This window comes from Azoarcus sp. DD4 (assembly GCF_006496635.1).
Taxonomy (GTDB): domain Bacteria; phylum Pseudomonadota; class Gammaproteobacteria; order Burkholderiales; family Rhodocyclaceae; genus Azoarcus.
Window position 1 is genome coordinate 2,189,598 of the sequence record NZ_CP022958.1, and the last position, 16,535, is coordinate 2,206,132.

Consider the following 16,535-nt stretch of genomic DNA (forward strand, 5'->3'; position numbering starts at 1 on the left):
GGGGCGCACCGATCTCCCTAGAACCGTATCCCATAGTAGTAATGCAGCAGCAAACCCAGCCATCCCCGGCTGAAATCGGTCTTGCCGTTGTCGTTCCAGAAGTTGGCCATGATGTCCTTCTCATAGCCGGGCTTGTCCTTGCTGCCGGTGGGTGTGTCCACGTACTGGTCCTCCAGTCCCATCATGTGGCCGGCTTCGTGGGCGATCACCATCGGCGCGGCGTCGTTGGCCCAGCGGCCGCAGCTCCATTCGTCTATGCCCCAACCGCAACTGAATTTGACGATGGAACGGAAGCCGTTCTTTTCGACGAAGACCGCGTTGGATTCGTCGATGGCGGCATGCGAGATGCTGGCGTCCGGCAGGGTCGGGTAGGCCGCGTAGTCCACGTGCATGCGCGCGTCGATGATCTGGGTGCCGAGCTTGAGCGGCCGCGTCCACTGGCTTTCGATGTTGGCCGCCCACTTCGCCGCCAGCGTCTTGGTGGCGCGGCTGCCGTAGATGCCCAGGCTGAGGTAGACGTCGATGCGCGTCTTGCCGACGTCCACCCAGTCAATCTTGCGCTGCAGGGTGCGTTCGTCGTTCTGTTGCACGTGGGCCAGCTCATGGGCGAGCAGGCGGCGGCCGTCCGGGCTCCCCGGGCGGTATTCGCCGGCGCCGAGGAAGACATCGCGGCCGACGGTGAAGGCGCGTGCGCCCAGCCCTCGGTTGAGACGGGCGGCGTCGGCGTCGTCGTGCACCCTGACCTCGCCGAGGTCGCGGCCGAAGCGCGGCTCGAAGAACTGGCGTTCGCTGGCCGGCAGCGGCTTGCCGCTGCCGCGGCGGGACTGGATCCGCGTCGCGGCGGCGGTGGCGAGCGGGGTGGCATTGGCGGCGGTGGCGGTGCTTGCTGCCGGGCTCTCCTTGCGGTGCACGGCCTCGTCTTCCTCGGCGCAGGCGGCGCATTTGCGCCGGACCTGCTCGCCGCCGCCGGCGTCGGAAGCTGCAGCGGGCATCGCCATCACCCGCTCGGCGGTGGCGTCTGCCGCGCGCTCGCTGGCATTGTCGGCGGCACCCAGCATCAGCTTGGTCTGCACCGGTGCGCCGAGCGCGGCGGCAACCTGTTCGGCGCCGCTGCGCAGCTCGGCCGGGTGGGGGGCTGCGGTGCTCCGTGGCGTGCGCCGGGGCGTGTTGCCCCGGCTGCGCAGGCTGACGAGATGGACGTTCATGATCCCGCTCCTCTGCCGGCTAGATCTTCGACACCACCAGCACGTTGGCGGCATTGCCGAGGATGTTGGCGGCGACGGTGACGAAGGAAAAATCCTCGCCCATCTCGGCGACGTTGCCGGTGAGCGCGGCACGGTTGGTGACGAAGCGGCCGATCGGCGCCGGGCCGTTCTGCGCGCCGCGGTTGATCAGCCGGTTGCCCTGCATGGTGAGCACCGCGGCGGCGAGCGAGTGGCCGTAGTCGATCAGCTGGTTGCCCGACAGCGACACCGAGCCGTAGCCGGGCACGGTTTGCGTCAGCGCGTTGCCGCTGACCGAACCGTTGGGCAGCCGCGTCCACAACCGGCGGATGCGGTTGCCGGTGAGGCTGAGGTGGCCGCTGCCGTTCACCGGCGTCTGGGCGGCGGCGCCGGTGCGCTGGGTGAGGGTGACGTCGCGCGGGTCGAGGCCGCTTTCCAGCCCGTTCATCAGCAGCACCTCGCCGTCGAAATGGTTGTCGGTGAGGCTGCCGGAAAGCTGATTGCTGGCGATGCCGAGCGCAACGCCGTAGCCGAATTCGTAGAGCAGCACGATGAGGTCGTCGGCCAGCACTTCGGCGATCTCGGCGCGGTTGTTGCCGGCGGCGTTGATGCGGTCGATGGCGCTGCTCACCGTGGCGCGATTCGACTCCACCGTGCCGCTGCCGACGCTGGCACGGGCGAGCAGCGGCTGGGTGTCGGCCAGCAGCGCGCTGCTGAAGAGGTCGCCGCTGGCGAAGAGCCGGCCGGCGTCGGTGCTGCGCATGGCGAGGTCGCTGCTGCGCAGGGCCAGGGTATCGCGGGCGAGCGCGCGGCCGAGGGGGGCGCCACGACCGGCGGCGGCATCGCGGATGGCGCCGGTGCCGGCGGTGGCGCCCGCATCGATGCGGTTGCGCCAGGCCAGGCGGTCGCTGCCGCTCATGCCGGCGACCGCGTCGGTGAGGCCGTCGAGCGCGGTGCGATAAGCGGCCTGGTCCTCGAAGATTCCTGCATTGTTGCGGAACACGTCGAGCGCCGCATTGACGGTGGCGTTGCCGACGAGGTCGGGGTCGAACACGGTGCCGCCGCCCTGGATGGGCCGCGACCAGGTGTCGCTCATCAGGTTGTCGCGCCAGATCAGCTCGGCATTGGCGGCGCGCGCCTCCAGCCGCAGCATCGGCGGCAGCGCGGGATTGCTGCTGGTGCGGGTGAAGGCGCAGCGGCTGGCGACGATGCGGTTGGCGCGCAGTACCATGCGCGCCCCCGATGCGCACTGCACGCGTATGCCTTCGAGGCCGAGTTCCTGTGCTTCCAGGCTGACGACGCCGCTCTGCAGCACCATCGCGCTGGCGCCCGCCGCCGCCGCGCTGATGCGCAGGCTGCGCTTGCCGGCGAGCGCCAGCGCGGCGCCTATTGGATGTTCGCCCGGCATCATGCACAGCCACAGGTCGGTGCGTGCGCTGGCGGCGAATTCGCGCAGCAGGGTGTCGAGCTGGCCGACCGGCACGGCCACCGAGCAGGAACTCAGCCGCGTGCGGCATAGGAAGTCCAGCCCGCCCTGCACGGTGGTCTCGCCGGATTCGAGCAGATCGGTGCAGGTTAGCGTTGCCGGGTTGAGCGGCAGGCGGTCACCGGTGAAATTGCACAGCAGCTGCTGCAACACGCTACCCACGGTGGACGGCCCCGGCGCGAGCCCGAGCAGCTGGCCGACGGTGTTGGGCGTGGCGGTGCAGCCGGGCAGGGTGTAGGGCAGCGCGCCGGCATTGGCCTGCAGCAGCAGGGCCAGCAGCATGTCCTGCACCGAGGGCGTCTTGGGCTGGCCGTCGAGATCGGGCCAGCCGGCGCCGAGCTGGGTGGCGAGCAGGCTGGCGACGGTGTTGGGCGGCAGCGGTTCGGGCAGGGTGAAGCCGATGTCCTCGGCGCCGATCTGGCAGATGCGCGCCAGCGCTTCCTGCACGTTGGGCGCGCCGGCATAGAGGCCGCTGCAGCCGGCCGGCTCGGTGAAGGCGACGTCGGCGGCGTGCACATCGGCCAGCGGCGGGAAGGCCAGCCGTCGGCGGTGGGCGTCGGCGGTGACGCCCGGCGGCGGCACCAGCGCACCGCCGATGCGCTGGCCGAGTTCGAGGTAGTGGTGGCGCACGCCGGCGGGCGGCGCGGCATCCAGCACCAGGTCGCCGCTTGCCTGCACCGCCTCGCGCACCGTGGCCAGCCAGTAATCGCCGGGCAGGAAGCGGCGGCCGGCGAGGGGAAGCGAGAGTTCGAGCAGTTCGAGGTTGATCGCGAGGGTGCCGCCGGCGATCTCGACATGGCCGTGGGCCAGCGCCGCCAGCGCGGTCGACAGCGCGGCGCCGCGGTCCATGCCGGCGACGAGCGCGCCGGTCGTCAGGTTGATCGTGGCGTAGCCGTCCCACTGGCGCACGAAGGTCTTGGGGTCGCCGGCGCCGGTGGGGGTGTCGAAGGTTTCGGACAGGATGCCGCGGCGCGGCTGGAAGGCGGCGGTGAGGTGATTGCCGAGCTGCTTTTCGGTGGCGGCGTCGAAGTACTCCCACACCCACGAACCCTGGCCGAAGCCGGCCGGGGTGAAGCCGACGGCATAGGCCTCGGCGCCGTTGTCGCGCGACCACTTGAGCGTCAGCAGGGTGTTGCCACCGCTTTGTGCCACATCGTGCACCTCGACGCGGAACAGGTAGTTGCCGATGCGCTCGTCCACCTCGACTTCGGCGGCGCAGGGGTCGCAGGGGTCGCCAGCGGTGGCGATGCTGCGCAGGCGCAGGCTCAACGGCGCGTTGCCGAGCGGCGGATTCACATCGGCGTCGAGCGGATCGGTGGCGGGCAGGCACCACTTCACCTGCAGCATGGTCTGGCTGCGGCTGGCGGTGTCGGCGCCGTGCAGGCCGGGGTCCATCAGTGCCGGGTCTTCCAGCGCCGAGACGCTGCGCTCCCACACGTCGGCGTAGAAGCGCAGGTCGCCGGCGGGCAGCGGCGGCGCATTCGGGTAGTCGGGCTGGGCGGTGAGCGCGAGGCCGGCGGCCGGACCGTCGAGTGCCGCGGGCAGGCCATCCACGTAGAGCCGGCCGGGGCGCAGGCGCAGGTTGGCGCCGTCGAGGAAGAGCGCCAGGCCGCCCGCGCGCGGCGCGCCGGACGACACCGCATCGGCCAGCGCGGCTTCCAGCCGGCTGCGGACGATGGCGTCGAGTTCGTTCCAGTCGGCATCGACGATCATCCGTCCCTGCTGAAGCTGGACACCGGAATAGTGGCGGGCGGGCTGGAAGGTGTCGCGGGAGATCTGGGTTTTCATGACCGGGTTCCTATCGCGGCTGCGGCGGCGCGCAGACCAGACTCGCATCGGGGGCGAGCACCGCTTCGATGCCCACCGGCAGGAAATCCTTCAGCTTCTCGATCACGGCGCGCTCGCGCAGGGTGTAGGCGAGCGCATGGCAGGCGCCCATTTCGCCGCCGTCCTCGGCGCCGAAACGCAGCGCATCGAAGGCGGCGGGGTGCAGCACCGCGCAGCCGGGCGAGCCGAAATCGCTGTTCCAGAAGATGGGCGCCAGCGTGGTCGAACTGCCGCCATGCACCCGCAGCATCGAACGCCGGCCTTGGGCGATCCACACCGGATCGTTGGGCGCGGTGGGGTCGAGCGGGTCGGGCGGGATGGGAATGTAGGGCAGGCTGCTGTAGCGGATGCAGCCGCCGGCCGGCACGTCGGCGTCGATCAGATCCTTGTGCGGGGTGGCGAGCAGGATGCAGTCGCTCGCCTGCAGGCGTTCGCACACCAGGCGTTCGAGCACGGTGACGTATTCCAGGCTCACCAGGCTGCGCGGCGCCAGCACCCGCTTGGCGAGGCAGGCATGCAGCGTGGCCACCGCGCGCGCGGCGTCCACCGTATGGACGTAAAGCTCGCGCAGCGCGCAGTCGCTGGCTTCGACGCGGCCCTGCCAGACCTCCAGCTTGTTGTCGAACCACAGGTTGTCGAACTGCCAGGTGAGCGGCGCGTCGAGCTCGACCACGCCGCGGATGCGCACCGGCGATTCGCCCAGGCCGGCGAGCAGGCGGCGGCCGTTGCCGTTGGCGACGAGCGCGAGCGGCAGGCCCTCGGGCAGTTCGCCGCCGTTCAGGACTGCGTCGCGGATCGCGCTCCACTGCACGCTGGCCGGCTGCGGTGCGAAGAAGCCGGGGAAGGGCGGCGCATGCAGCACCACCCGGCGCGGATGGGCGTGGCCGCGGGCGATGGTGGGCGTGCGCAGGTCGGCGGTGCGCGGTGCCACGTCCTGGAAGCTGCCGGGGAAGCAGGGCGCGCCGTGCGGCCAGGCCTGCCGCCAGCTGGCCGGCATGCCGGAGAAGGAAGTGATCTTGGATGACGGCGATCCGCTTGGCGCGAGCACGGCGCGCGAGGCGCGACGGAAATCCACCGTGCCGGCGGGCAGGCCGGGGTGTTCCGCGCGGCGCAGACGGAAGCGCGCCGGATAGCTGCCATCGGCCTCGCCGAACACGCTTTCCGGCAGCAGGGTGAAGCCGGCGCGCGGGGTGACGGCGAGCTTGCGCCAGCCCTCGCGCAGCTCGACTTCCATGCCGGCGACCTGGTCGGCGATGTCCTCGATCGCGAGCGGCGTGCCCTTGCGCTGGCGCCAGGCGATGGCGCGGCCGATTTCGGCGCGGCGGCCGGCGTCCAGCGGCGAGCGCAGCTGCACGTCGAGCAACTGGGCGAGATAGGGCAGCACCCAGGGCTGGCAGGCGCGCGCCATGCCCTCGGCATCCGGCCCGCCATCGGCCTGCGGAAAGATGTCGTAGTAGCGCTGCAGGATGCTGCGGTAGAGCGCATCGAGCAGATCGCCCCAGCCGTCGCACAGGCGGGCGAGGTCGCCGGGTTCGAGGCTGCCGTCGTCGGCCGCGCGGGTGTTGTCGCGTTCGCGGTAGACCGCCGGCAGCTGGCGGTAGAGCAGAGTGGCGAAGTCCATCGCCCGGCGCGGTCCGTTGCTCATAGTGAGAACGCCTCCGCCGTATTTCGATGGCCGCAGCGTTCGCCAGGTGGATGCACTGGCGCGGCTGCGGATGGACGGCGAGGATGCGGCCGTTGGCGTCGCGCGCCAGCCGTTTCGCCGCGGCGGCGGTGGCGGCGTCGAGCAGGATGTCGACGTCGCTGTTCTCGACGCCCGCCACCGCGTCGATCAGGCCGTAGAGTTCGCCGCGGTACAGCGGCTGGCCGAGCCGGCGGCGCGCCAGCGCGAAGGCGGCGGCGAGCGTGGTGGAGACGTCGGCCTTGACCAGCTCGGCGTCGAAGGCCTCCGGGCGCACCCTTATCGTCACCTTCAGGCTGAACAACAGCGGCTGGTAGCTGCTGACGATGACCTGCACGCCGGGCAAGGCGTGGGCCAGCAGCCAGGTCTCCAGGCTGGTCTTCAGCGCCGGGGTGAAGCTGCCGCCGCCGGCCGGCACCACCACCAGTTCGACCCGCTCGCGCTGGCCGCGGCCGGTGGCCAGGCGGAAGGCCTCGGCCTGGGCGACGGCGGCATTGCCGCGGGCCAGCGCGGCGAAGTCCGACAGCGACACCGCGCGCTCCAGCGCCAGCAGCGCCGAAGCGGCATTGGTGCGCAGGGCGTCGGCCGATTCGCGCTCGCCGCCGCCGGAGGCGGGCAGCGGCTGGCGCACCGCCGCCACCAGCGGATGCGGATGCACCGGCCGGGTGAGGCTGGCGGGCGGCAGGTTGCCGGCCGCGCCGACGCCCTGCCGATAGACCACCAGTACGTTGTTGCTGCCGGTGGGCAGGCGGCGGCCGCGGCGGCCGTCGCCGAATTCGATCCACAGCGTGCCGTCTTCGCTCTGGCGTACCTGGTAGTGCGCATCCTCCGGCCGGGCGTCGCGCAGGCTGGCGCACTGCGTCCAGCTCTCGCCGGCCACGCTCACCGCGAGGTCGGCGCGTACTCCAGCCGGCATGGCCGGATCTGCGACGAAGCTGGCATCGGTCACGTCGAGCAGGAAGCGCTGGTGGTTGAGCGCGCCGTTGCCGCTGCCCAGCACCTTGGCCGGCTTGCGCTCGCCGTGGCCGGCAGCGACCACGTTGGCAGCGATGCGCAGCGTGCCGTAAGTGCTCCCCGCGGGCGGCGGCTCGGCCAGGCGCAGCCAGGGTGCGGTGCCCGGCGGGCTGATCGCGTCGATGCGGCTGGCGAGCACGCTGCGGCCGTTGTCGACCAGCACCCGGCGGCCGGGACGCAGCGCCGCCGGCAGGCTGGCCAGCGGAATCTGTGCGGCGGTGAGCGGGGTGGCGTTGTCGGCGGCGTCGACGAGGCGCGCGGTTTCGGTGAAATGGCCGTAGACGCGGGTGCTTTCCAGGTAGAACGGGCCGCTGCCGTTGTCTTCCCAGCCGGCTTCGGTTTCCAGCCGCGCAAGCGCGGCTTCGGCGTCGAGGCTGACATGGCGCAGCCGCGCCCAGGCCAGGCTGCCGCCGCGCGCGATCACCGCGACGTCGCCGGGGGCGAGCTTCTTGGGCTGTTCGACCACCACCGGTTCGGCCAGCTGCCCGGCGCTGCTCTTCTGCAGGAAGGTGTCGGGCCGCCAGGCGCCTGGCGTGCGCGGCGCCACCATCAGCGCCTGCGGGTTTTCCAGCGCGAAGTTGTGGGCGTCGGCGCTGCGGTCCTGCGCGTTCGACCAGGTCAGCGTCACCGCGGTATAGCCGGCCAGCGGTTGGGCGGCGCGCTGGCTGTCGCCGGCCGGCGGGAAGTAGTCGGCATTCACGCATTCGTAGAGCGGCAGGTATTCGCGCGTGGGTGAGCCGGCATGGCGGATGTCGGCCAGCCAGCGGCCGGCGAGCCAGCTCCAGTCGCCCGCCACGTAGAGCGTGCGCAGCTTCCATCCGGGCCGTGGCGGCGGGGTGGTGGGCGCGGCGATGTCGCGCTTGTTGCCGCCGAGGTGGGCGATGGGCACGGTGATCGGCGTCATGATGGTGGCGTTGGCCAGGTCGATGTCGCCGAGCGCCTCGTGGAAGACAAGGTGTTCGCCCTGCACCGCCTTGATGCGGCGGAACACCGGCTTGGCGTCGGGCCGGCCGATGGCGACGATGTCGCCGGCGCGCAGGCCTTCGAGGCTGCCGCCCACGCGCAGGCTGCGGCCGACCTCGGCGCCGGTGGTGCGCGGGTCGAGCGCGGCGAGCTTGTCTTTTGGCAGCAGGTGGAAGCGCGTGTAGCCGCGCACGAAGCCGTCGGCGCGCGACACCGGCGGCGACAGGTGCACCGTGGTGCTGTCGGCGGCGACCGCCACGCCGGTGACGAGGTGGGCCTGCAGGCGGTGGTCGTGTTCGTCCTCGAGCACCAGCGGTTCGCCGGTCTTGAGCTTGTCGAGCCGGCCGGCCAGGGTGAAGCGCGCGCCGGAGAGCGCTCGCGGATTGCGGTCCCAGGCCAGCGGGCGCAGGTCGTTGAGTTCGGCGTCGCCGTCGAGCTCGGCGAGCGTTTCGAAGATCAGCGGCTTGCCGCCGTCGGCGGGGCTGTGGCGCAGCTGGAAGCCCGCCGGCAGCTTGCCGCGCTGGCCGGGCTTGAAGTCGATGGCGAGTTCGGTGAAGGCGGAGGCCGGCGGATGCGGCGCGTAGTCCAGCATCGCGGTGAGCCGGCGCAGGCTTTCCCACTGGGTGGCGGTGCCTATCCAGCCTTCGTTGGCGGTGGCGTCCAGCGTGTCGGCCAGCACGTGGCTGGCGCGGGCGTAGCTGCGGGTGAGCTGCCACAGCAGATCGTCCGGGTCGCGCGCATACACCGCGGCCATCGCCGCCGGGCCGCCGTTGCCGCCGGCCTCTGGCGCGGCGGCCGGCCATTCCGGGAAGGCGGCGGCGAGGCGGGCGCGCAGGCGTTCCAGGTAGACCGCGGCATTGCCGTCCACGTAGCGCACCCGGGCGAGGCCGGCGCGGTTCCAGCGGGTGAGGTCTCGTGCCATCTCAGTATGCGCCGAGCCGCCTCAAGCATACTGCCGCCCCCTTGGGGGGCAGCGAACGCAGTGAGCGTGGGGGTCGTTTCATCTTAGCCTCGCAATCCGCCGTGCAGGCTCAAGCGGAAATAGCCGCGCGCCGGGGCGCCCGGCTGGTTGTCGCACACCGCCACCTCCAGCCCGTCGAGCGCGATGCGGCCGCTGCCGGCCTGGTCGGGGAAGCGGTCGCCCAGCCGCTTGAAGCGGTTGAGGCAGACGTTGGTGACGCCGCCCAGCGCCACCAGCGCCTGCACGATGTCGCTTGCCCACAGGTCCTCGCCGAAGCGCAGCCGGCCGGGGGCGAAGAAGCCGCCGGGGCCGGTGCCGAGCGCCTGCGCGACGGCGTCGCGCACCTCCGACTGGTAGTGGTTGGCGGCGACCTGGATGGAGAGCGCCATGACGATGCCGACTTCCACCGCGCGTGCCAGCTCCACGGCCTGACCGGCCATGCGGTAGGCCTCGACATAGGGCAGCAGGATGCTGCGCAGGCTGGGGCCGGCGGCGAGCGGCGGCAGCGGCAGGCCGAGTTCGGCATGGAAGCGCACGGTGGCGTCGGCCAGCGTTGGCGGCCACGGCCCGGTGGCGTCGAGGTCGCGCCGCAGCGCCGGAATCACCGCGACGTGGATCACCTGCCACGATCCGCTCCAGCCCTCCCAGGCGTGGGCGCGCTCGACCAGCGGGTGTTCCTCCAGCCGGTTGGCGAAGTCTTCCAGGGTGACCATGCGGCGCTGCTGACGGATGGCGCGCGGGCCGGCGAGGCGGGCGAGTTGCATGCGCTCGGGGTGGTCCAGCCAGTACTGCTCCAGGCGTTCGATGTCGCTGCGGGTGTCGCCGGGGGCGGGCGGGCGGTCGAAGGGCGGTTCGGCGAGATCCTGCGCCAGGCGCAACGCGTCATGGCCGATCAGCGTCAGCAGGCGGCGCACGGTTTCCGGGCGGCGGGCGGTTTCCAGGGTGAATTCGGCGGCGACGCGGTCCAGCATGTCGGAGAGCTTGTCGAGCTGGGCGGCGAGGATCTCGGCCAGCACAACCTCGAGGTCGGCCGGCGTCCACCGCTGGCGCTCGGGGAAGCGCGCCACCAGCGCCTCGAGCATGAAGAGGCGGAAGCCGTCGTAGTCGCGCAGATCCCAGTCGAAGTCGTCGCCGATTTCGGGCAGCACCTGCGGCAGCTCGACCCGGCGCCGGCCGCAGTCGGGGCAGCCGCCGGGGTATTCGAGGAAGACGCGCGGATCGCCGGCCATCATGCGCCTCCTGCATTCAGCGTGAGTTCCTCGCGGCGGCCGATGGCAGCGAGGGTGTAGGCGATGCGGATGACGAGCTGGCCTTCGCTGCCGCTGACCTCGATTTCCAGCGAGCGCGGGTCGACTTCGCCGTTGAGCGCCTCGCCCAGCGCAGCCGCCAGCCGCCGCTGGGTGACCTGCCACAGCGGCGAGGCGTTGGGTTCGAACAGCAGGGTGCGCAGGCCGGCGCCGAATTCCGGCCGGAATACCCGCTCGCCCGGCACGGTGAACAGGATCTGCTCGATCTGGCCGCGGATGTGTTCGCTGCGGCTGGCGAGCCGCGGCCACTGGCGCAGGTCGCCGGCCGCAGCGTCGACCGGGCGGGCGATGCGCAGCGGGAAGGCGAGGTAGGGCGGGTCCGCCAGGCGCCGGCTCATGATGTCTTCACCTTGAACGAGAGGCTGGACATCTCGCCTTGCGGGATCGGCGGCGAGCTCGGGCTGCCGGGCGCGGTGCAGGTGTGCACATGGGTGGCGAACAGGGTGAGGAAGCTCTGGCCCTTGATCACCGGCTCGCCGCCTTCGCCGCCGAGCATCACCTGCTGGCCCTCGACGACGATCTTCATGCCCTTGACGTTGATGCCGGAGGCGGTCATCTCGATCTTGTTGCCGCCGGCGTCCTGCACGGTGATGCCGCTGGACTTCATCGTCAGGCTGTTGCCGTTGGCGTCTTCCAGCACCACTTCGCCGGCGCTGGCGTCCAGCGTCAGGTGGGCGCCGTTCTGGTCGGTGAGCGCCACCGTGCCCTGATGGTCGATGTCCAGCGTGGCGCCGCCGGCGTGTTCCAGATGCACCTGCTCGGCGCCGGCGCTGTCTTCGAACAGCAGCCAGTGGCCGCCGGCGGTCTTGAACAGGTGGGACTGCGGCTGGGCGCTGACCTCGGCCGGCACATCGCTGCCCAGCTGCCAGAAGGTGCCCGACCAGATCGGGAAGGCGATGTCGCCGCCTTCGAATTCCACCCACACCTGGGCGCCGACTTCCGGCACGCAGAACCAGCCCTGGTCGGCCAGACCGCCGCAGGGGAAGCAGGGCAGCGCCCAGTCGGTGGCCTGGTCGGCAAGCAGCGCCGGCACCTGTACCTTGATGCGGCCGCGCTTGTCCGGGTCGGCGTTGTCGGTGACGAAGCCGCGGTACTTGCCATAGGCGTTCTGGCGGCGCAGCGTCTGGGCCAGCGCCCGTTCGGTGTCGTTCATGCGCCCACCCCGATGCCGATGCCGAAGGACAGATCCAGTCCGCCCATCACCGCCGCCAGCGGCCCGGCGCCGGGCAGGCTGTCCAGCGTGTCGCCCCAGGCGTTGCGCAGCAGGCGGAACTTCTGGCGGTAGCCCTGGGCGTTGAAGGTGTGGGTGACGCCGTCGACGTAGTAGAGGCCGGACAACCGGCTGCCCAGGCCATCGACGCCCACCGGCAGGCCGGGCAGCAGCACATGGCCGTAGAGCGTGCCGTCGAGTTCGCCTTCGGCCTGGATCCGGTGCAGGTCGGCCTCGTTGGCCTTGTGCTGCGCCTTGGCGCGCAGCCGCGCCTCGCTGGTGCCGGCTTCGCCGCTCATGCGCCAGACGAAGGGCGGCAGGCCGGATTCGGCGTTGCCTGCGCGCTCGCGGCCGAGCAGCGGCAGGTCGGGTTCGACCCTCACTTCGGTGGTGCTGGCGCCGGATTCGGCTGGCAGGTCGAAGGCCACCGCATCGGGCTGGTGGGCATCGGCGGTGACGTTGATGGCCATGCAGTTGCCGGCGCGCCCGGCATAGACCATCAGCATCGGTTGCGGCGTCGGCAGGCCGGGCCGGGGCGGGCCGAAATAGACCACGCCGCGGCGGAAGATCAGTTCGAAGCCGTTGTCCTCGGCGCGCGCCTGCAGCAGGCCGATGTCGGTGCCGTCCTGGTTGAGGCCGACGATGCGGCTCTGGCCGCTGCCGTTCATCGGGTCGGGGGCAAGGCCGCGGTAGTTGCCCAGGGTCTCGGTGAGGATGAGTAGATCCGAGCTGGGCAGGGTTTCGCTGCCCCAGGATTTGCGCCGATGCGTGCGGTCGAGCTGCAGGGATTCGTCCTGGCATTCGACGATCAGTTTGGCGGCGCCGGCATCCTCCGGATATTCGGCGCGGATCTGGCGGATGAAGCCGCGCAGCACTTCCTCTTCGCGCATGCCGAAGGCGGCGACGATACCGACGCGGTTCCATTCGCGGATCAGGGGGGTGTCGTCGAGGAGACCGGTGGCGTCCTGCACCGCCCATTCGCCGCGCTCGTCGCGGCGGGTCTCGAAGGTGAGGGTGGCGGTGTCGGGCGCATTGCGGCCGGTCTCGACCACCACTTCGGCGAGCAGCGGATAGAGCGTGTCTATCGGTGCGTCGTTGATGCGCACGATGCATTCGGCCGGTTCGCGGGCGAGGCCGCCGAGGAGGTCGGGGATCATGCTCCGCTCTCCCTGGCGCGCGGAATCAGCAGGATTTCGCCGAACTCCGGCACGTCCGCCGGCGTCGCCTCGGTGCCGGTGCCGGTGCGCGGCAGCGCCGGCTGGCCGATGAGTTCGAGCTGGGCGGCGCACAGCACGTCCGGATTGGCGTCGAGGATGCGGTGCCACAGATAGGGATCGTTGAAGTAATGCACACCCAGCGCGTCGAAGCGTTCGCCCGGCTGCAGCACGTGCTCCAGCACCGGCGTGGCGGCGCCGATGTCGCGCGGGCGCACGCCCTTGAAGGGCAGCCGGCCGCTGGCGTCGGGCGCGTAGCGGCGGACGGCGAGGTAGCGCGAACGCTTGGTGAACATCAGAGCAACCCTCCGATCGCGGCCGCCGCCGACTGGCCGGTGTGGAGCGCGGCGAAGCCGGTCTGGCGCACCTTTTCCATCAGCCAGAAGGGGTTGTTGCCCTCGATCACCTGCAGGCTCAGCTTCACCGTGGCGCGGTAGGGCGTGAGGCTGGGCAGGTGGGCGCTCTCGGTGACGTCGATGCCCTTGAGGAAGACCGGCAGCACATGCGTGCCCCACACGAAAAGCAGCACCGAGGCCGACTCGTTGCGCTGGAAGGCGCGCTGCCCGCCCAGCCCGAGGCTGGCCAGCATCTGCACGCCGCCGGGGCCCTGGGTCTTGGGTTCCACCATGCTGCGCAGGGTGGCGAGTTCCGGTTCCACGCCCAGCGTGCGGGCGATGGCGTCGCCCTCGTTCATGCGGTCGGTGGCGTCGAGCAGGATCTCGACGTCGAAGCTCTCCGGCTCTACCGCGACGCCCTGCGCCACCCGCGGGGTTTCGGTCGGCAGGAAGAAGTCGTAGCCGCCGCGGGTGGCGGGCGTGCTGCCCAGCGTGATGGTGACCGAGCGGTTGCGGGTGAGCTGCTGCGGGTTGAACTCGAAGGCCAGCACCAGCGGCGGCACTGCAAGCGCGTATTCGAGCAGGAATCCTTTGACGGCGTTGAGCATGTCAGGCCTCCTGCCGGGCCGCCCCAAAGGAGGCCGGCACCCCCTCGGGGGGCTGCGAACGTAGTGAGCGTGGGGGCTGTTTCACTTCAGTACCCCGGCGAGTCGATCTGGCGGCGGATGGCGGCGGCGAGCACACCGGCGATGCGGCGGTCGCTCCAGTGGGGCGCGATCTGCTGCGGCGCGAGGCGCAGCGCGGCGATGGCGCCGGTGCGCAGCGGCGGCGCGGCGGCGAGCGCTTCGGCGGTCAGCCGGCCGATGCGGGCGGCGCGGCGCTCGAAGCCGGCGGGCAGGGCCAGCGCCAGGCTGGCGATGTGCAGGGCCGGCACCGTGGTTGGCCGCTCATTCATCGCGCACCTCCGCGGGCAGATGGGCGGCGAGCGGGCCGAGTTCGGCGAGCGCGCATTCGCGGCCGTCCTTGTTGAGTTCGCGCCAGATGCCGAGCGCGAGTTCGGCGCGGCCGATCACGCCGCTGTCGCCAGCGGCGAGGTAGGCGGCGTGCAGCGCAGCGTTGCGGATCTGGCCGCCGGTGAGCGCGACCGCGCCGGCCAGTTCGGCGATGTCCAGCCCCTCGGCGAGCGGCGCGCGCGGCGGCAGCAGGCGCTGCCACAGCAGCGCGCGGGCGGCGGCGTCGGGCCGCGGGAATTCGATCACCATCTGCAGCCGGCGGGTGAAGGCGGCATCCAGGTTGCGGCGCAGGTTGGTGGTGAGCAGCACCGGGCCGCGGTGGGTCTCGATGCGGGCGAGCAGGTGGCTCACCTCCATGTTGGCGTAGCGGTCGCGGGCTTCCTTGATCTCGCCGCGCTTGGCGAAGAGCGCGTCGGCCTCGTCGAACTGCAGCACCATCGGCTGCTCGTGGGCGGCGTCGAACAGGCGGTTGAGGTTTTCCTCGGTCTCGCCGACGTACTTGGAGACCAGGCGGCCGAGGTCGATGCGGTACAGCGGCCAGTCCAGCGCGCCGGCGATCACTCGCGCGGCGAGCGTCTTGCCGGTGCCGGAGGGGCCGGCGAAGAGCGCCACCGGGCCGCCGGCGCGCTCGCCGCCCCAGGCGCCCTCGACGGTGGTGCGGTGGGCGATCCACAGCATGAATTCGCGGAGCATGCGCAGGCGCTCGGCCGGTAGCACCAGGTCGTCCCAGCCGGCGTGGCCGGCGACGGCTTCGGCCCCTGGCGGCGCGGCGGGCTGCCAGCGGCGGCCGGCGATACGGGCGACCAGTGCGGGTTCCGGACGCAGCGGCTGCCAGGCGTCGTCGGCGGCGATCAGTAGGCGATGGGCGCGCAGCGGCGCGGTCGCGGCGAGCGCGGTGCGCAGGTGTTCGCTCTGGTGGGCTTCGAGCGCGAACAGTTCCTGCAGCAGCGCGCGGCTGGGCCAGGGCGGCGCGCTGGTGCCTTGGCCGGCCTGCAGGTTCTGGTACTGCCAGCCGAGGCGGGGTTCGAATTCCGGCGCCACCACCGCGGCGAGCACATCCCATTCGAGTGGCGCCAGGCTGAGGTCGAGCAGGCTTTCCCAGATGCCGCCGGGCGCCCGCAGGGCTTCCACCGCGCTCTGCAATTCGCGCAGGCGGGCGAGGTCCGCCCCCGCGAGCGTGCCGCCGCTGCGGCTGACGGCGGCGCAGTAGGCCAGCAGTTGCAGGCGCTCCCATTCCGGCGCCAGCAGGGCAAGGTCCGGCAGCGGTGGATGGGGGGCGTTCATGGCCCGGCCTCGTACAGCGTCACCAGCACCGGATTGCTGCGCAGCGTGAGTTCGACGCCGTCGAAGCGGGTGAGGCTGCGTTCGGCGTAGAGCACCATCTGGCCGGCGTGGTCGTCGAAGGGCAAGGCGGTGCCCTGCAGCGTGGCGGCGGCGACCGCGTCCGGGTCGAGGCTGGCCTCGGCGATGGCGAAGGGCGCGGAGGCGGCCTGTTCGACCCAGCCGCTGGCGGCGTCCCAGGTTTCCCAACGCAGCCGAAGCTGCGTGCCGGCTTGGCCAACCGCCCAGGCGGCAGGGGCGAAGGCGGCGAGCGCCGGGCTGCCGACTTCGAGCGCGATGGCGAGCAGGCAGTCGCCGGCGTCGACCAGGCAGAGTGCGGGCGTCCAGTCCGGCTCGCTGGTGTCGGGTGTGCGCGGGCGGACGACCGGCGTGCGTGCGGCGATGCCGGCGGTGTCGGCACGCAGGGTTGCGCGCACGCCGAAACCGAGTGCGCCGACGCGCGGCGCCGGCACCGTGGCGACGCGCGGGATCACCGGCGCCAGGCTGACCTCGAACAGCGCCGATGGGCGGTACACCGTGTCGCCCTGGGTGGCCCAGATCTGGTTGAGCTGGTCCAGCCCGAGGGTGAGGAAGATGACCTGGATGCGGAAGGTGTCGGCCTCGACGTCGAGGTCGAACACCGGGTTTTCGTGGAAGTGGCGCAGCACCTCGCCGATCACCCGCAGGTCGTTCTCGCCAGCGGGGATGGGGTTCTCGTCGATGCAGAAGGGCGTGGCGAGGCAGTGCATGCGCAGGAGCCAGGTGTCGCCGGGCAGCATGTCGCCGTCGAAGCCGGAGGGCTCGAAGCGGAAGAAGAAGAGGTTGAGCCGGTGGTTGGTGTCGGTGTCGGCCGGGGCGGCGGCGGCCGGGGTGCCGAGCAACACGTCGATGCGCGAACGGTCGGCGGCGTTGATGCCCGCCGACACCTGCTGGGCGAGGCTGCGGCACACCTGCGAGAGCGAGGACAGGCCGACCGCCATG

General features: G+C 71.8%; 13 protein-coding genes and 1 pseudogene. 1 reads left to right on the top strand and 13 read right to left on the bottom strand.

From position 1 onward, the window contains the following. Positions 1-17: 17 nt before the first annotated feature. From CJ010_RS10240 to CJ010_RS25705, 4 genes and pseudogenes are all read right to left on the bottom strand, one after another. On the bottom strand, positions 18-1,205 hold the full coding sequence (locus CJ010_RS10240; RefSeq protein ID WP_205754927.1) for a DUF4157 domain-containing protein: 1,188 nt from the start codon (positions 1,203-1,205) through the stop codon (positions 18-20). Positions 1,206-1,224: 19 nt separating this feature from the next. Further along, positions 1,225-4,497 (bottom strand): DUF6519 domain-containing protein, encoded by a 3,273-nt coding sequence (locus CJ010_RS10245; protein WP_141017945.1) that lies wholly within the window; start codon positions 4,495-4,497, stop codon positions 1,225-1,227. A 10-nt stretch (positions 4,498-4,507) separates the two neighbouring features. Then, positions 4,508-6,157, bottom strand: a complete 1,650-nt coding sequence (locus CJ010_RS10250) for a phage tail protein (protein ID WP_168224929.1) — start codon at positions 6,155-6,157, stop codon at positions 4,508-4,510. A gap of 316 nt (positions 6,158-6,473) precedes the next feature. After that, positions 6,474-8,135: pseudogene (locus tag CJ010_RS25705) on the bottom strand (hypothetical protein); the annotation flags it as partial. Between the two features lie 39 nt (positions 8,136-8,174). On the opposite strand from CJ010_RS25705, the gene CJ010_RS25410 reads away from it, so the two are divergent. Beyond that, on the top strand, positions 8,175-9,203 hold the full coding sequence (locus CJ010_RS25410) for a hypothetical protein (RefSeq protein ID WP_141017947.1): 1,029 nt from the start codon (positions 8,175-8,177) through the stop codon (positions 9,201-9,203). On the opposite strand, the gene CJ010_RS10265 is transcribed toward CJ010_RS25410, so the two are convergent. The 9 genes from CJ010_RS10265 to CJ010_RS10305 form a co-directional block, all read right to left on the bottom strand. Further along, positions 9,200-10,387 carry a hypothetical protein gene (locus CJ010_RS10265; protein WP_205754928.1) on the bottom strand — a complete coding sequence of 396 codons (1,188 nt, stop codon included), beginning with the start codon at positions 10,385-10,387 and terminating at the stop codon, positions 9,200-9,202. The genes CJ010_RS25410 and CJ010_RS10265 overlap by 4 nt on opposite strands. Beyond that, positions 10,384-10,800 (bottom strand): GPW/gp25 family protein, encoded by a 417-nt coding sequence (locus tag CJ010_RS10270; RefSeq protein ID WP_141017948.1) that lies wholly within the window; start codon positions 10,798-10,800, stop codon positions 10,384-10,386. The genes CJ010_RS10265 and CJ010_RS10270 overlap by 4 nt, the downstream gene beginning before the upstream one ends. Beyond that, positions 10,797-11,615 (bottom strand): phage baseplate assembly protein V, encoded by an 819-nt coding sequence (locus CJ010_RS10275; protein ID WP_141017949.1) that lies wholly within the window; start codon positions 11,613-11,615, stop codon positions 10,797-10,799. Before CJ010_RS10275 ends, CJ010_RS10270 begins: the two co-directional genes overlap by 4 nt. Next, a complete protein-coding gene (locus tag CJ010_RS10280) occupies positions 11,612-12,829 on the bottom strand; it encodes a phage late control D family protein (RefSeq protein WP_141017950.1) in 1,218 nt (405 codons plus the stop codon). Before CJ010_RS10280 ends, CJ010_RS10275 begins: the two co-directional genes overlap by 4 nt. Next, positions 12,826-13,182: a hypothetical protein gene (locus CJ010_RS10285; protein WP_205754929.1), complete on the bottom strand. Its 357-nt coding sequence runs from the start codon at positions 13,180-13,182 to the stop codon at positions 12,826-12,828. The genes CJ010_RS10280 and CJ010_RS10285 overlap by 4 nt, the downstream gene beginning before the upstream one ends. Next, positions 13,182-13,829: a hypothetical protein gene (locus CJ010_RS10290; protein ID WP_141017951.1), complete on the bottom strand. Its 648-nt coding sequence runs from the start codon at positions 13,827-13,829 to the stop codon at positions 13,182-13,184. The genes CJ010_RS10285 and CJ010_RS10290 overlap by 1 nt, the downstream gene beginning before the upstream one ends. 86 nt (positions 13,830-13,915) lie before the next feature. Then, on the bottom strand, positions 13,916-14,176 hold the full coding sequence (locus CJ010_RS10295; protein ID WP_141017952.1) for a hypothetical protein: 261 nt from the start codon (positions 14,174-14,176) through the stop codon (positions 13,916-13,918). Further along, complete coding sequence (locus tag CJ010_RS10300; protein ID WP_141017953.1) at positions 14,169-15,518, bottom strand: ATP-binding protein; 1,350 nt, start codon at positions 15,516-15,518, stop codon at positions 14,169-14,171. The genes CJ010_RS10295 and CJ010_RS10300 overlap by 8 nt, the downstream gene beginning before the upstream one ends. Next, on the bottom strand, positions 15,515-16,534 hold the full coding sequence (locus CJ010_RS10305; RefSeq protein WP_141017954.1) for a Pvc16 family protein: 1,020 nt from the start codon (positions 16,532-16,534) through the stop codon (positions 15,515-15,517). The genes CJ010_RS10300 and CJ010_RS10305 overlap by 4 nt, the downstream gene beginning before the upstream one ends. Between the last annotated feature and the right edge of the window lies 1 nt (position 16,535).

Coding starts and splice junctions, on each gene's coding strand:
- CJ010_RS10285 (WP_205754929.1), bottom strand. CDS start 13,182: ATGTTCACCAAGCGTTCGCGCTACCTCGCCGTCCGCCGCTACGCGCCC.
- CJ010_RS10280 (WP_141017950.1), bottom strand. CDS start 12,829: ATGATCCCCGACCTCCTCGGCGGCCTCGCCCGCGAACCGGCCGAATGC.
- CJ010_RS10290 (WP_141017951.1), bottom strand. CDS start 13,829: ATGCTCAACGCCGTCAAAGGATTCCTGCTCGAATACGCGCTTGCAGTG.
- CJ010_RS10245 (WP_141017945.1), bottom strand. CDS start 4,497: ATGAAAACCCAGATCTCCCGCGACACCTTCCAGCCCGCCCGCCACTAT.
- CJ010_RS10250 (WP_168224929.1), bottom strand. CDS start 6,157: ATGGACTTCGCCACTCTGCTCTACCGCCAGCTGCCGGCGGTCTACCGC.
- CJ010_RS10240 (WP_205754927.1), bottom strand. CDS start 1,205: ATGAACGTCCATCTCGTCAGCCTGCGCAGCCGGGGCAACACGCCCCGG.
- CJ010_RS10270 (WP_141017948.1), bottom strand. CDS start 10,800: ATGAGCCGGCGCCTGGCGGACCCGCCCTACCTCGCCTTCCCGCTGCGC.
- CJ010_RS10295 (WP_141017952.1), bottom strand. CDS start 14,176: ATGAATGAGCGGCCAACCACGGTGCCGGCCCTGCACATCGCCAGCCTG.
- CJ010_RS10305 (WP_141017954.1), bottom strand. CDS start 16,534: ATGGCGGTCGGCCTGTCCTCGCTCTCGCAGGTGTGCCGCAGCCTCGCC.
- CJ010_RS10275 (WP_141017949.1), bottom strand. CDS start 11,615: ATGAACGACACCGAACGGGCGCTGGCCCAGACGCTGCGCCGCCAGAAC.
- CJ010_RS10300 (WP_141017953.1), bottom strand. CDS start 15,518: ATGAACGCCCCCCATCCACCGCTGCCGGACCTTGCCCTGCTGGCGCCG.
- CJ010_RS10265 (WP_205754928.1), bottom strand. CDS start 10,387: ATGATGGCCGGCGATCCGCGCGTCTTCCTCGAATACCCCGGCGGCTGC.